13 protein-coding genes are annotated in these 14,734 nt (G+C 64.5%); 3 read left to right on the forward strand and 10 right to left on the reverse strand.

The features are described from left to right. Positions 1-346: 346 nt before the first annotated feature. The 8 genes from nadD to AC1DMG_RS13695 form a co-directional block, all read right to left on the reverse strand. A complete protein-coding gene (gene nadD, locus AC1DMG_RS13660) occupies positions 347-979 on the reverse strand; it encodes a nicotinate-nucleotide adenylyltransferase (RefSeq protein ID WP_477178056.1) in 633 nt (210 codons plus the stop codon). Then, positions 976-1,986: a DNA polymerase III subunit delta gene (gene holA, locus AC1DMG_RS13665; protein ID WP_441602688.1), complete on the reverse strand. Its 1,011-nt coding sequence runs from the start codon at positions 1,984-1,986 to the stop codon at positions 976-978. The genes nadD and holA overlap by 4 nt, the downstream gene beginning before the upstream one ends. A 14-nt stretch (positions 1,987-2,000) precedes the next feature. Then, positions 2,001-2,561 carry an LPS-assembly lipoprotein LptE gene (locus tag AC1DMG_RS13670; protein ID WP_477178055.1) on the reverse strand — a complete coding sequence of 187 codons (561 nt, stop codon included), beginning with the start codon at positions 2,559-2,561 and terminating at the stop codon, positions 2,001-2,003. A 5-nt stretch (positions 2,562-2,566) separates the two neighbouring features. Then, positions 2,567-5,329 carry a leucine--tRNA ligase gene (gene leuS / locus AC1DMG_RS13675; protein WP_477180623.1) on the reverse strand — a complete coding sequence of 921 codons (2,763 nt, stop codon included), beginning with the start codon at positions 5,327-5,329 and terminating at the stop codon, positions 2,567-2,569. Positions 5,330-5,556: 227 nt separating this feature from the next. Then, complete coding sequence (locus AC1DMG_RS13680; protein ID WP_477178053.1) at positions 5,557-6,171, reverse strand: PqiC family protein; 615 nt, start codon at positions 6,169-6,171, stop codon at positions 5,557-5,559. Continuing rightward, entirely contained in the window at positions 6,168-7,844 is a 1,677-nt protein-coding gene (locus AC1DMG_RS13685) for a PqiB family protein (protein ID WP_477178052.1), read from the reverse strand. The genes AC1DMG_RS13680 and AC1DMG_RS13685 overlap by 4 nt, the downstream gene beginning before the upstream one ends. Next, a complete protein-coding gene (locus AC1DMG_RS13690) occupies positions 7,837-8,460 on the reverse strand; it encodes a paraquat-inducible protein A (protein ID WP_441602683.1) in 624 nt (207 codons plus the stop codon). Before AC1DMG_RS13690 ends, AC1DMG_RS13685 begins: the two co-directional genes overlap by 8 nt. Then, entirely contained in the window at positions 8,457-9,098 is a 642-nt protein-coding gene (locus tag AC1DMG_RS13695; RefSeq protein WP_477178051.1) for a paraquat-inducible protein A, read from the reverse strand. Before AC1DMG_RS13695 ends, AC1DMG_RS13690 begins: the two co-directional genes overlap by 4 nt. A 140-nt stretch (positions 9,099-9,238) precedes the next feature. On the opposite strand from AC1DMG_RS13695, the gene trxA reads away from it, so the two are divergent. Beyond that, positions 9,239-10,102, forward strand: coding sequence for a thioredoxin (gene trxA, locus AC1DMG_RS13700; RefSeq protein WP_477175466.1), 864 nt, complete (start codon positions 9,239-9,241; stop codon positions 10,100-10,102). Positions 10,103-10,191: 89 nt separating this feature from the next. Here the strand turns inward: trxA and AC1DMG_RS13705 are convergent, their stop codons facing one another. Continuing rightward, positions 10,192-12,192 carry a S9 family peptidase gene (locus tag AC1DMG_RS13705; RefSeq protein WP_477178050.1) on the reverse strand — a complete coding sequence of 667 codons (2,001 nt, stop codon included), beginning with the start codon at positions 12,190-12,192 and terminating at the stop codon, positions 10,192-10,194. A gap of 200 nt (positions 12,193-12,392) precedes the next feature. On the opposite strand from AC1DMG_RS13705, the gene AC1DMG_RS13710 reads away from it, so the two are divergent. Together AC1DMG_RS13710 and AC1DMG_RS13715 are read left to right on the forward strand one after the other, a co-directional pair. Then, a complete protein-coding gene (locus AC1DMG_RS13710) occupies positions 12,393-12,881 on the forward strand; it encodes a DUF4442 domain-containing protein (RefSeq protein ID WP_441602679.1) in 489 nt (162 codons plus the stop codon). 95 nt (positions 12,882-12,976) lie between these two features. Next, positions 12,977-13,645, forward strand: coding sequence for a DUF502 domain-containing protein (locus AC1DMG_RS13715; protein ID WP_477178049.1), 669 nt, complete (start codon positions 12,977-12,979; stop codon positions 13,643-13,645). 35 nt (positions 13,646-13,680) lie between these two features. On the opposite strand, the gene AC1DMG_RS13720 is transcribed toward AC1DMG_RS13715, so the two are convergent. Continuing rightward, on the reverse strand, positions 13,681-14,734 hold a 1,054-nt coding region (locus tag AC1DMG_RS13720; RefSeq protein WP_477180624.1), incomplete at its 5' end, for a multicopper oxidase family protein.

The following is a 14,734-nucleotide window of genomic DNA, read 5'->3' on the forward strand; positions in this document are numbered from 1 at the left end:
CCTACGGAGCGGTACACCGCAGCGTGGCTGTCGCGCACAGGGTGCGCTCCCACAGACGAGCCGACCGGCAAGATTGATCCGCCATCCACGGACCTGCGTCCCCCTTGTAGGAGCGCACTTGTGCGCGACCGCGGCGCTGGGATGTACCGCTCCGTCRGGTGTTCGCGCACAGGGTGCGCTCCTACACAGAGCGGGGCCGTAACACTTAATCCGAGACCGTGCGCGGCGTTGTAGGTGCGCACTCGTGCGCGACCGCAGCGTTTGGGTGTTCCGCTCCGTCGGCTGGTCGCGCACGAGTGCGCTCCTACAAAGGGATTGGTCACGCCACCGCAGCGGCGCAAATCCGCTATGTGCGATACGGCGCGAGCACCGACGGGTCTTCAAACAGCCCGCAGGGCAACAGGTAACGCGGATCGCGGCCTTCGGCCAACAGATCACGGATACGCGTGGCGGAAATCTCCAGCGGCGTCACCGCCAGTTCGATCACTTTGCCGCCCGGCAATTCCTGCAACACCTTTGGATCGCTCACGCGACGCGGCAGGATTTCCACGGCCAACTCCACCGACCAGGCCGCATCGATGCCCGGTCGATTGAGCACGCCGATATGCGCGTAATCGAACAGTTCGCGCCAGCTGTGCCAGCTCGGCAGGTTGGCGAACGCGTCGGCGCCCAGCAGCAAGACCAGGGGGCGTTCGCCTTGCTCCTTGCGCAATTCGCGCAAGGTATCGATCGTGTACGAAGGTCCATCACGCCGCAATTCGCGCGTATCCAGGCTAAGGCGATCCTGGCCTTGCAGCGCAGCGTTCAACATCGCCACGCGCTGCGCCGGCGAGGCGGTGGGCGCATGGCGATGAGGCGGCACATGCGCCGGCATCAGGCGGACTTCAGCATCGAGCAGCTCGGACGCTTCCCAGGCGACGCTGAGATGTCCCAGGTGCACCGGATCGAAGGTGCCACCGAATAGCGCCAGCGGCTTCATGCCAGTGCGCCGGCGGCCCGCGGTTCGGCGATGGCGGCGATCAGGCGCTCGGCTTCCAGCCAGGCATCGCCTTGTTCGCGGCCTTTGGCCATGCGATCGATGCGTGCCGCGCGTGCCAGGCACTGCAGCCAGTGTTCGCGCGGCGCGCGGCGCAGTGCCTTGCGGAATAATTGTTCACGGGCCGGCCACAGGCGTTCCGCACGTGCCTGCGCGGCAAAGTCACGTGCATTGGCCAGGCGCAGTGCGAGCTGCAATTGATTCACCAGCCAGCCCATCAGGCCGATGAGCTCCTCGCCCTCGGCATGCAAGCCGGCGAGTATATGCAGCGCACGACCGCCCTCGCCCGCAAACGCCGCATCGGTCAGTTTGAAAGCGTCGTAACGTGCACTGTCGGCAACGAGATCGGCCATCTCCTGCGCATCGATCTTGCCCTGACCGTGCAGCACGACGAGCTTGTCGATTTCCTGTGCCGCGGCGAGCAAGTTGCCCTCGACGCGTTCGGCCAGCAAGGCCGCCGCATCCGGTGTGGCGGACAGGCCGCGAGACGACAATCGTGCGCCGATCCACGCAGCCCATTCGTTCGGGCGCGGCGCGTTGAACACCACCAGCGCGCCGGCGGCGTCGAGGTTCTTGGTCCAGGCGCCTTCGTGCTTGTTGCTCCAGTCCATCGCCGTGATCAGCAAGGTCACGTCGGGCGGCGGATTGGCACAGAACTCGTTGATGGCCTTGGCGCCCTCGGTGCCGGGGCGACCGGTGGGAAGACGCAGGTCAAGCAGGCGGCGCGTGGCAAACAGCGACATGCCGGCGGCCGCACGCGCGAGGTCATCCCAATCGAAATGGTTGCCCACTTCCAGCACTTCGCGCTCGGCGTAACCGAGCTTGCGCGCCTGGGCACGCAGCGCATCGGCGGCTTCCAGCACCAGCAGTTCTTCGCCAGCCAGCAGGTAAACCGGCCTCAGCTGATCGGCGGCCAGCGATTTCTGCCATTGCAAGGCGTTGAGCGGCATGACGGCCTGGTGTCTTAGTGGGTACTGCTGGCCGGAGCCGGCTGCGCTTCCTGCGCCGCCGCGGCGGCCGCGGTCTGGCCCGGATGGCGGCCAGCAGCCTGCAGTCGGAACAGGATGGCATCGACCATGTCGTCGTTGAGGCTGCCCTGGATCGCGTCCACCTGCGCCGTGGTGCCGACCGTATTGGTCGCGTCGTAACTGAATTCGCGCTGCATATCGATGCGCTGATGCGGCAACATCGGCTGGCCGACGCCGTCTTTCACGTCGAACTCGACGTGATAGCGCACGGTGTATTCGGTCACGCGTGCCTGGCCGCTGACGGTCAGCGTATCGGTGCTGAACTGGGCCAGCGATGCATTGAGTTCCGCAATGCCAGTGCCGCCATGTTCCTCCACCGTGATGCCCGAGCTCGACAGCGCTCGCTCGAGCCCACGCTGGAGATTGACGTTGGCGGCGGTCACGTGGACGCGCTGCATGCCCGGGGGCAAGGCCACGCTTTGGCGCAGATGGAAGCCGCAGGCCGCCAGCAGGGCGATGGACATCAACAGCAGCGAAGCTTGGAACACACGGCTCATGGATTTCATCCTGCGACGATGTTGACGATCTTGCCCGGCACCACGATCACCTTGCGCACGGCCTGGCCTTCCAGGAAGGCGGCGACCTGCGGGTGGGCGCGGGCCAGCACCTCGGCTTCTTCCTTCGACGCGTTGGCGGCCACCTCGATGGTACCGCGCAACTTGCCGTTGACCTGAACCGCGAGCGTGAGCGAGTCGCGCACCAGCGCGGCGCTGTCCACCTGCGGCCAGGCCTGATCTTCCAGCACCGACGCCGGATGGCCAAGCACCTGCCACAGCGCGTGGCTCACATGCGGCACCACCGGGTTGAGCAGCAGCACCATCGCCTCCAGCGCCTCATGGCGCACGGCGCGCCCCTGGTCGCTCTGGTCGTTGAACTTGTTCAATGCGTTAAGCAGTTCCATCAGCGCGGCAATCGCCGTGTTGAAGGAGTGGCGGCGACCGAAATCGTCGCTCACCTTCTGGATGGTTTCGTGCACCTGGCGGCGCAGCGTCTTCTGGCCGGCGTCCAAGGCGGACGGATCGACCACCGGATGATCCGGGTTGGACGCATGCGTGGTCACTTCGCGCCAGAAGCGGCGCAGGAAGCGGGCCATGCCTTCCACGCCCGCCTCGCTCCACTCCAGCGACTGCTCCGGCGGCGCGGCGAACATGGAGAACAGGCGCACGGTGTCGGCGCCGTACTTGTCCACCATTGCCTGCGGGTCGATGCCGTTGTTCTTGGACTTGGACATCTTCTCGGTGCCGCCGATCTTCACCGGCTGGCCGTCGTGCTTCGAACGTGCACCGATCACGCGCGCCTTGTCGTCGCGCTCGATCTCGACGTCGGCAGGGTTGATCCAGTCCTTCGAACCGTCGGCGTTGTCGCGATAGAACGTCTCGGCAATCACCATGCCCTGGCACAGCAGGTTGGTGGCCGGCTCATCCGCCTTCACCAGGCCCGCGTCGCGCATGAGCTTGTGATAGAAGCGGAAGTACAGCAGATGCAGGATGGCGTGCTCGATGCCGCCGATGTACTGGTCCACCGGCAGCCAGTAGTTGGCGCGCTCGTCGACCTGATCGCTGGCGCCCGGGCTGGTGTAACGCGCGTAGTACCAGCTCGACTCCATGAAGGTGTCGAAGGTATCGGTTTCGCGCTCGGCCGGGCCGCCGCACTGCGGACAAGTCGTCTTGCGCCACTCCGGATCGGCCTTGATCGGCGAACGCACGCCGGAGAACGCCACGTCTTCAGGCAGCACCACCGGCAGCTGGTCTTCCGGCACCGGCACGGCGTCGCAGCTCGGACAGTAGATCACGGGGATCGGGCAACCCCAGTAACGCTGGCGGCTCACGCCCCAGTCGCGCAGGCGCCAGTTCACGCGGCGGATGCCCTTGTTTTCACGCTCGAAGCGCGCAGCCATGGCGTCGAACGCCTGGCCGTAATCGAGCCCATCGAATTCGCCGGAATTGACCAGGAAGCCGCGCTCGGTAAACGCGCCGTCTTCCTGGATGCTCTGCTCGAACGATTCGATCAGCTGCACCGCGGCCGACGTTTCGTAGGCATCGATGCTGCCGCCATTGCCCAGCGCGGCGCGCATGGGATCGGCGCCGACGCCCTTGCGCATGTCGTGATTGATTTCCGCCACGGCGTCGAGCACCGCGCGATCGACCACCACCATCTTGATCGGCAGGCTGTAGCGCTGGGCAAATTCCCAGTCGCGCTGGTCGTGGCCCGGCACGGCCATCACGGCGCCGGTGCCATAACCCATCAGCACGAAGTTGGCCACGAACACCGGAATTTTCTCGCCGGTGAGCGGATGGATGGCTTCGATGCCGGTATCCATGCCGCGCTTTTCCTGCGTCTCCAGCTCGGCTTCGGACACGCCGCCGTGCTTGAGTTCTTCAAGGAATGCGGCGAGCTTTTCGTTGCCTTGCGCGGCCTTGAGCGCCAGCGGATGCTCACCCGCGATCGACACGAAGGTGACGCCCATCAGCGTATCGGGGCGCGTGGTGAAGACGGTGAGCGGTTCGCGCTCGCCTTCCACGTCAAAATGGATTTCCAGGCCTTCGGAACGACCGATCCAGTTGCGCTGCATGGTCTTCACGGCGTCCGGCCAGCCGGGCAGCGTGTCCAGGCCGTCGAGCAATTCCTGCGCGTAGTCGGTGATCTTCAGGAACCACTGCGGGATCTCGCGCTTTTCCACCAGCGCGCCGGAGCGCCAGCCGCGGCCGTCGACCACCTGCTCGTTGGCCAGCACGGTCTGGTCGACCGGATCCCAGTTCACCACGGCGTTCTTGCGGTAGGCCATGCCCTTTTTCATCAACCGCGTGAACATCAACTGTTCCCAGCGGTAGTAGTCGGGACGGCAGGTGGCGAATTCGCGGGTCCAGTCGTAGGCAAAGCCCATACGCTGCAACTGGCCGCGCATATGCTCGATGTTCTGGTAGGTCCACTTGGCCGGCGCGGTCTTGTTCTTGATCGCGGCGTTTTCGGCAGGCAGGCCGAAGGCGTCCCAGCCCATCGGCTGCAGCACGTTCTTGCCCTGCATGCGCTGGTAGCGGCTGATCACATCGCCGATGGTGTAGTTGCGCACATGSCCCATRTGCAGCKCGCCCGACGGATACGGGAGCATGGAAAGGCAATAGAACTTGGGGCGTGAAGGATCTTCCTTCACCTCATAGGCGCGCTGCTCGCGCCAATACGCTTGAGCAGCGGTTTCCAGCGCCTGCGGCTGGTAACCCTGCTCGTTGCCCTGGTCCTGGGAACCTTGATCCTGAATGTCCTGCATGTGTCCGGCGCCGTGTGTTTTGCGGGCTGCCACCGGCCTTTCCGATGGTCAGCTGGGAACGCGGCAGACTAGCAGAATTGGGGTCTGTTCAGCGCCAAACGGTGGCAAAACGGGCGTGCGCCTTCGTATTTCTGTGGGAGCGCACCCTGTGCGCGACAGGCGGCTGGGGCTTGCGCTCCGTAGGCTTGTCGCGCACAGGGTGCGCTCCCACAGGGTGTTCTGCAGCATCAACCCGCGGGGCAGCTCGCGCTCTGTCCAGCGGCCATGGCACCGGCCACCACACCAATCTGCCCGGCCAGGCGGTTGATCGCCTGCTGATGTCCCTGCACGAGAGAGTCGTAGCCCGCGCCCACGGTTTCGCTGAAGCGGCTGGTGCAGGCCAGCGGGTCGCCGCCCTTCGGCGGGCGCACGCTCCAGGCGGCGTCGATATAGGCATAGCTGCCCGGCACGGAGTCGAAGCGGCGGATATCGAGCTTGATGCGCACCGTGGCCTTGCCCTGGTTCGGCAGGCCGGTCACGTCCTGCGCGCGGAAATCGCGTGCCAGGTCGGCGGCAAGCGCACCGCGCACTTCATCGCCCAGCGGCGCGATCCAGCGCTGGCCTTGCAGCACCGCCACGCCCTGCCCGCCTTCGCGTACCACCATCTGCGGCTGATCCACTTGGGCTGGCACCGTGACCGGCAGCAATTCGAACTGGAACGGCTGGGCCGTGGGCGCCACCGTGGCATCGCCGCCCGCCGGCGGCACCAGGGTGTAGTAGCGCAGCGGCGGCGCCGAACCGCAGGCACCCAGCACCAGGGCCAGCGTGGCGACGGCCAGGTTCAATGTTCCCCAGCGCTTCATGGCTTGCTCCCTTGTGTCGGTTCCACCGGCGCCGTCGATGGCGGCATCGGTGCCAGCTTGTCGTCGGCACGGCGGCCGCGCAGCAGCGCATCCGGATGCGCGCCCAGATAGTCGGTCATGACGCGCAGCGAACGCGCCGCGCGTTGCAGCTCCTGCAGTGTGCCGCCCAGGCTCTGCTGCAGCTGCGAATCAGGCGCCAGCGCGTTGTCCGCATTGCCCAGAGTCTTCTGCGCGCCCTGCAGCGTGTTCTTCAATTCCGGCAAGACGCTGCCGTTGACCTGCTGCAAGGTCTTGTGCAGTTCGGCCAGCGACTGATCGAGGTTGTTGCCGATGCTGTCGAACGGCACCTTCTGGATCTTGTTGACGATATCGGCAATCTGCTGCTGGATCTTGTCGAAATCACCCGGCGCGGTGGGGATTTCCAGCGGCTTGGTGCGGCCATCGAAGTCCACCTTGGTCGCCTTGGGCAGGAAGTCCATCGCGATATACAGCTGGCCGGTGAGCAGGTTCCCGGTGCGGGCCTGCGCACGCAGGCCGCGATCGACCAGCTTGCCCATCATGGCCGACATCTGCTCGTCGTCGCCTTGCGACTTGGCGATCGCCACCAGTTTGTCGTGCGCCTTGCCCAGGCGCGCCGGATACACCACGGCGCCCACGATGGTCGGGAAGGTCTGCGTTTTTTCGTCGTAGTCCAGGTTGATGGACACCACGCGGCCAAACGGCACGCCCAGGAATTCCACCGGTGCACCCACCGCCAGCCCGCGCAGCGACTGGTTGAAGCGCATGCGGATATAGCGAGGCTCGCCATCGGGCGGCGCCATCGCGGTGGCCTGATCGTTGAACAGGGTGAAGGCGTCGTTTTCCTGCGCCGGCGTCGCGTCATGCGGCCCCGGCGGATCCTGGAACGCGAGGCCACCCGCCAGCACCGTGGCCAGCGACTGCGTGTTGACCTTCAGGCCATCGGCGCCCAGCGATACGTCGACGCCGCTGGCATTCCAGAAGCGCGAGGACGTGGTGACGAACTGATCGTTGGGCGCATCGATGAAGATCTGCAGCGTCACGCCCTTGCCGTCCTTGTTGAGATGGTAGGACGACACGCGCCCCACCTGGATGCGGCGGTAGTAGACGGGCGAGCCGATATCCAGCGAGCCCAGGTCATCGGTGTGCAGGTCGAAGGTCCTGCCCGGCGCGCCATGCGTGACCGTGGGCGGCGTCTCCAGGCCCACGAAGTCTTCCTTGGGTTCCTGCGACTGCCCCGCGTCGGCACCGATGAATGCGCCGGAGAGCAGCGTATCGATGCCGGATACGCCACCGAGCCCGATGCGCGGGCGCACCACCCAGAAGCGAGAGTCCGCCGTGGCGAAACCCTTGGCGCTCTTTTCCAGCGCGACCTTGGCCACCACGTGGGTGCGGTCGTCGCTGAGGCGCACCGTGTTCACCTTGCCGATGATCACGCTCTTGTACTTCACCGGCGTCTTGCCCGGATCCAGGCCTTCGGCGCTCTGAAAACTGATGTTGATGGTGGGGCCTGCGTCGTACCAGGCGTGGATCACCAGCGAAAGACCGACCAGGGCCGCGATCACCGGCACCAGCCAGACCAGCGATGCATTGACGCGCGGCTTTTGCACGACCGGTTCGGGCAGATCGTCGGCGATGTTTTTATCGTCAGTCATCAGATTCCCTGCCATCCCAGATCAATCGTGGATCGAACGTCATCGAGGCGAGCATGGTAATCACCACGGTAAGCCCGAAAAACACCACACCAGGCAGGGGTTCCACCTGGCTGAAGAAGCCAAACTGCACCAAGGCCGTCAACAGCGCCACCACGAACACGTCCAGCATCGACCAGTAACCGATGAATTCCACCAACCGGTAAAGCCGGGAGCGCTGCCGTTGCGCCCACTGGCTGCCGCGTTGCGAGCTGATCAGCAGCAGGCTCAGCGCGAAGAATTTCAACACCGGCACCACGATACTGGCCGTGAAGACGATGACCGCCAGATCGGGCGACCCCTTCCTCCACAGCTCGATGATGCCGCTGAGGATGGTGTTGTCGTCCACGTCGCCCAGGCTCACCGTGCGCATGATGGGCAGGACGTTGGCGGGCAAGTAAAACACGAATGCGGCGATCAGCAAGGCCCAGGTCCGCGTGTAACTGGCCGACTTGCGCTTGTGCAGCGCGCATCCGCAACGTGGACAGACCGCATCGGGCGTCTTCACATCGCGGCAGACCAGGCGGCACACATGGCAGCCGATCAGGCCCAGGTCGCTGGCGCGGAGAAGCTCGCTCATGCCGGCGTCTCCTCCGTCAGATCCCAGAAACGGCGCACGTCGATGCTGGAGAACGCCGTGATGATCAGCATGAGTACGCCATAGGCAAAGATGCCTGCATTGGGCTGCACTTCGAAATACATGTGCGCTTTGACGATGGCCACCAGCGCACCGAGCACGAAGACTTCGCTCATGGTCCAGGGACCCAGGCGATAAAGCATCACCAGGATCCAGCGGAATCCCGGCGCGCGTCGCCGCAGACGCGCATAGGCCAGGATCCAGAACAGAAAGCCCATCTTGATGATGGGGAAGAAGAACAAGGTCAGGGCGGCAATCACCGCCACCACCTCGGCGTGCTCACGCCACATCATCATGATGCAGCCCCACAGCGTCGCGCTGATCAGCTGGCCATTGAGGCCCAGCGTCACGATCGGCCAGATGTTGGCCTGCACGAAGGCGATCATCGCGGTGATCACCAGGGCCAGCATGCCGCGCACTCCGATGCTGTGATGGCGAGCGAGGATGGCGTCGCAGCGCAGGCAGCGCGCCACTTCGCCACGGGCCAGCTTGCGACGACGGTAGACCGTGTCGCAGTGCTCGCATATCCACAGGGTGGGCGGCGCGATGGCGGGTTTGATGCCTTGCGATGGCATGGTCATGGGGGGATTTTCGCAAATATCCGTGTCTAGTGCCGCTGGGGCCGGACAAGCCGTTCAAGCTTGGGCGGCGTAAGCCCCTGCGACCTTGATATGCTGGCTGACGCCCTGATGTGAAGGGCATTCGTCAACGGGAGTCCCCAGTGAGTGCCACGACCGCCGATACGCATGTGTTTGACGTGCGCGAGGACAACTTCGAAGCCGAGGTGCTGCAGGCCTCGCTGACCACGCCGATCCTGGTCGATTTCTGGGCGACCTGGTGCGGCCCGTGCAAGACGCTGGGCCCGATGCTCGAGAAGCTGGCCGGCGAATTCAATGGCGCCTTCCGACTGGCCAAGGTCGATGTGGACAAGTCGCAGCAGCTGGCCGGCATGTTCGGCATCCGCAGCATTCCCACGGTGATGCTGGTGAAAGATGGCCAGATCCTCGATGGCTTCCAGGGCGCCCTGCCCGAGGGCCAGCTGCGCGAGTTCCTGCTGCGCCATGTGCAGCCGCTTGATGGCGCCGCGAACGATGAGCTCGAGGCGGCACCGGAGTCGCCGGAAGAAACCATCAACCGCATCCAGCAGGCCATTGCGGCCGAGCCGGAACGCGCCGAGCTGAAGCTCGATCTCGCCCTGGCGTTGATGCGTGCAGGCAATGCCGACGCCGCCGAAGCGGAGCTTGGCTCTCTGCCCGCCAACCTGGCCACCGACGCCCGCGCGGTCCGCCTGCGCAGCCAACTCGACCTGGCCCGCGCACTCAAGGGTGCACCGTCGCTGGCGGAGCTGCAGCAGCGCGTACAGGCCGACGCCGGCGACTGGGCCGCGCGCGACTTGCTAGGCGTGCGCCTGCTGTTGGAAGGCGATGCCCCGGCGGGGCTGGATCAATTCCTGGTCACGCTGGAAAAGGCGCGCGACTGGAACGACGGCCAGGCCAAGAAGCGACTGCTGGCTGCCTTCACCACGCTCGACGACGCCGAACTGGTCGGCCGCTATCGCCGTCGCATGGCGTCGCTGTTGTTCTGAGTCGGCTGCGCGGCGGGCGACATTCCTCGCCCGCCGCGTTACTTGCCATCCGAAGCCCATTCCCTGGCGGGAACGGGCTTCGCGTTTCATCAGGGCGAACCCGCCGCCGTCGCGCTACCGCCTGCATTGCTGCCGATATAGCGGTCGAGGAACTGCGTGACGCGTTCGTACAACTCGGCGGTGTTCTTCTCGTCGTAGAAGCCGTGGCCTTCGTCGGACTTGTACAGCCATTCATACCCGACGCCGCGCTTGTCGAGCGCTGCGCGCATGCGCTCGGCGTGGACAGGCGGGACGTTCGTGTCCTGGCCACCTGCAATCAGCATGACGTTGGCCTTGAGCCGATCCACCTGGTTCACCGGCGAACGGGACGCCAGTTCCTGCTCGTCGTTGCCCATGCGCGCCTTCCAGAAATTCGAAGCCATGGTGTTGCCCGTCCCACCTCCCCGCGTAAGCGACAGGCCCAGGTCGTACACGCCCACATAGCCGATCGCGCAGCGATAGAGGTCCGGCTCCTTCATGGCGCCTTCGAGCGCCGCGTAGCCACCATAGCTACCGCCAAAAATGCAGATGCGCCCGGGCGTGGCAATGCCCTGCTTGATCGCCCATTGGGTGGCATCGGTCACGTCGTCCTGCATTTTGCCGCCCCACTCGTGATAGCCGGCACGCATGAAGGCGTTTCCGTAACCACTCGAGCCCCGAAAGTTCACCTGCAGCACCGCATAGCCGTGGGTGGCCAAGGCCTGCACCGTCGGGTCGTAGCGCCAGTAATCGCGAACGCCAAAGGGACCACCGTGGACATACACCACCAACGGAAGATGCTTGGCCTCCTCCTTACCCGGCGGCGTGCTGAGATAGCCGTGGATGGTGAGCCCGTCGCGTGCCTTCAATTCAATCGGTTGCATGGCGGCCATCTGGTTGGGATGGATCCAGTTCGCCCGCTGCAATAGCGCGGAGGCCTTGCCGGTGGCGTTGTCCCACAGGTAGAACGTGCCGGGGTCCATCGATGAATGGGCCACCACAATCGACTTGCTGCCGTCGCGCGAGCTCGACACGATGCTGACGCTCTCGCCCGGCATGGCGCGCGAGAGTGTGCCGATGACCTTCATCGCATCGGAGCCCGCAACGAAAGCCTCCGCGGTGGGCGCGCCCGGATCGGAATACACACCTACCACGTCCAGGTCATCGAGGCTGTACACCAGGCTTTTGATCTCGACGGTGTCGCTGCTCCACAGCGGCTCGCTCATCTTCTGGGTGGCGACATCCCATTCGCAAAGAGCAGCTACCTTGCCCGGCGCCCCGCACGAGCTATACACCTTGCTGTCGTCCCGGCTGAAATCCATTGCCCACGGCACGGATTTCTCCGTCGTGCCCTGGTACAGAAGCGTCCACGGCTTGTCATCGCTCTGGCGGTAATAAACCACCGGATACGCGTGGCTGTCGTAGCCCTCGGCAAAGCGCACGGCGCCATGATTGTCGACGAGGAAATTGGCGTTGCGGAAGGGCGCCTTACCCAGCGTGCGCTTGGAACCGTCATTGACGTCCAGCAGATAGATGTCGTTGAAAGCACCCTCGGCGCCGGTATCCCACGGTGAGACCGAAATCAGGATGTGGCGAGGATCGTTGCGCAATATCGCGATCACCTCACCATCTGCGCGCTCCGCCTCCTGATGCTGGATATGACTGGCGCTCGCCTGGCCACCGGCCCGGTAGCCGAAGAGAAGCTTGGGATTGCTGCCGTCGGCATCAACGGCAAAGATTTCGCCGGTGCCGAAGGGGCGATCCCAACCGGAAACTTTGGTGCCTTCGGTATAGATCACACGATTGTCGTTGGCCCACCAGAAATCGACGACCTGGTTGCCCTCGCGTGGCGTCACCATCGCGCCCTTGTTGGTGCCCAGGTCAAGCAGCGCCAGCATGGGCTTGTTCTTCACCACCGTCGTGGCGGCAATGTGTCGACCGTCAGGCGAAATCTTCACTTCGCCATACTGCAGATGGCGCGCGAGATCATTGAACGTCACCTCCGCGGCAAACAACGGAGTCGACAACAGACAAAGCACGCCGAAAACGGCGCGCTGGATTCGCTTTTCCATGCATTCTCCCCTGTGGCGTGGCGCCCCATGCAGCCCCGCCGTGCGGCGAGTATAAGCACGAAACTTCTTGGCGGCAGCGCTCGCGCTTGGCCATTCGGGGCGAGGGCTCAACTAAGCCGAAGGCCTACCGCCAACCAAACCATACGCTTACGTATGTTTGGGCTATACTCGGCCGGTTTTCACCGTCCAGCCTATTGCCTATGCGCGCTTCGACCTTCCGCCGCCTGATGAACTTGTGGCCGCCCTTTCTGTTCAACAGCATTCGCGTCCAGCACGTGTCCGAGGACTGGTCCGAGCTGCGGGTGGTGCTGCGGCTGCGCCCATGGAACCGCAACTACGTGCGTACCCAGTTCGGCGGCAATCTGTTTGCCATGACGGACCCGTTCTGGATGTTGCTGGCCATGCATCAGCTGGGCAACGACTACTTTGTGTGGGACAAGGCCGGCGCCATCGACTTCGTCGCGCCGGGTCGCGAGGATGTCTACGCCCACTTCAAGCTGGAGCCTTCGGTGGTCGACGAACTGCGCGTAGCTGCCGCCGGTGGCGACAAGGTGCTGCGCTGGTTCGACGTGGACATCACCACACGCAGCGGCGAGGTGGTGGCGCGCGTACGCAAGCAGCTGTATGTGCGACTCAAGCCCAAGGCGCGCAGCGAGTCGACCAACGAGCAGCCGGCCACGACTGCCTAGCGATGTCGCCAGCGGGACACCGCGGCTGACGACTCGGGACGACGCGAAGCCAGTCCCGTGGGACAATCGCCGCGTCCCTTCCCCGGCATCCCTCCATGAAACGTCTGCGCATCAAGCGTTACCTGTTCACCGGCCTGCTCACCTTCATTCCGCTGTGGGTGACCTGGGTGGTGTTCAAGTTTGTGTTGAGCATGCTCGCCGGTATCGGCACGCCGCTGGCATCCGCGCTGCTGGCCACGCTGTCGTCCACGTCGCCGCTTGCCGGCATGGCGCTCAACAACGCGTGGATCACCTTCGTCATCGCGCTGCTGCTGACGCTGGGCGTGCTGTACATCCTGGGCGCCCTCGCCAACCGCGTGATCGGCCAGCGCCTGATCGATGGCTTTGACGCATTGCTTGCGCGCATTCCGCTGGTGCAGACCATCTACGGTGGCACCAAGAAGTTGATGGCCGTACTTCAACAAAAGCCTTCGGGCGTGCAGCGCGTGGTGTTGATCGATTTTCCGCGCAAGGGCATGAAGGTAGTGGGCTTCGTCACGCGCGTGATGATCGAAGAAGGCACCGGCCGCGAAATGGCAGCCGTCTATATTCCGACCACGCCCAATCCCACGGGTGGCTATCTGGAAGTGGTGGCGGTGGAAGAGCTCACGCCCACCGACTGGACCATGGACCAGGCGATGGCCTTCATCATTTCCGGTGGCGCGGTGGCGCCGGACACCCTGCCCGCCTCGCCCGCAGCGCTCCGCGACGCGTCACCGGAATAATGTGGGAGCGCACCCTGTGCGCGACTCCCCGACCCTCAGGCCACCACCTCAAACGGCCGCATCATCTCGTTCGATGCATGCTCCAGCAGATGGCAATGCCAGACATAGCGTCCGGCATAACCCTCGAACGTGATGATGTAGCGCGTCACCATGCCGGGATACACCTGCGCCGTATCTTTCCAACCGGCTTCATGCGCCGGTGGCGGCTGAGCCGGCCCCGTGTAACGTATCGTCTTGGATTCCAGGTACTCATCCACGTCGAATGGGCGACGATCCAAGATCTGAAATCGCACCAGGTGCAGATGGATCGGGTGCGTGTCTTCGGTGAGGTTCACCAGGCTCCAGATTTCGGTGCTGCCCAAACGCGGCTTCTCGCTCACCGGCTCATGCCAATGCTTGCCGTCCAGCAGCATCAACATCGGCGTGGACACGCAATCGGCGTATTCGTCGATGGTCAGCACACGGGTCTGCGTCGCGCTCGTTTCGGCCATGCGGGGCACGTCACGCAGCGTCGACGGTACGCGACTGCTGTCGCTCACTTTGCCCGCGGCCACTTTGAACTGCATCAGCGGCAGCGCATCGTTCATCAGCTCGATTGCCGTGCCATCCATCGAGGCAAAGTCCACGACGAGATCGGCGCGCTCGCCCGGCGCAAGGAACAGGCTGGTCTGCTGCACGGGCGCTGCAAGCAAGCCCTGGTCACTGCCAATCTGCAGGAAAGGACGCTGGCCGCGCAGGCTCAGGCGGAAGAAGCGCCCGTTCGCCGCATTCAATACGCGGAAGCGATAGCGCCGCGCCTGCACGTCGAGCCGCGGCATCAGCGCGCCATTCACGAGCATCGCGTTGCCGAACACTTCCGGCACCCACGGTGCATCGCTGATGCCGGAGGTGGGGTAATACAGCTGGCCGTCTTCGGTAAGCAGGCGATCGGTCAACACCAGCGGCCATTCGAAATCGCCGCTGGGCAGGCCTAGTGACAACTCATGGTCGTCGCGCAGCAGATACATGCCGAACAAACCGGCATAGAGGTTCAGCCGCTCGATGCCCATGGTGTGGTCGTGATACCACAGCGTGGCCGCATCCTGGCGA

This window comes from Dyella sp. 01N36 (assembly GCF_056399745.1).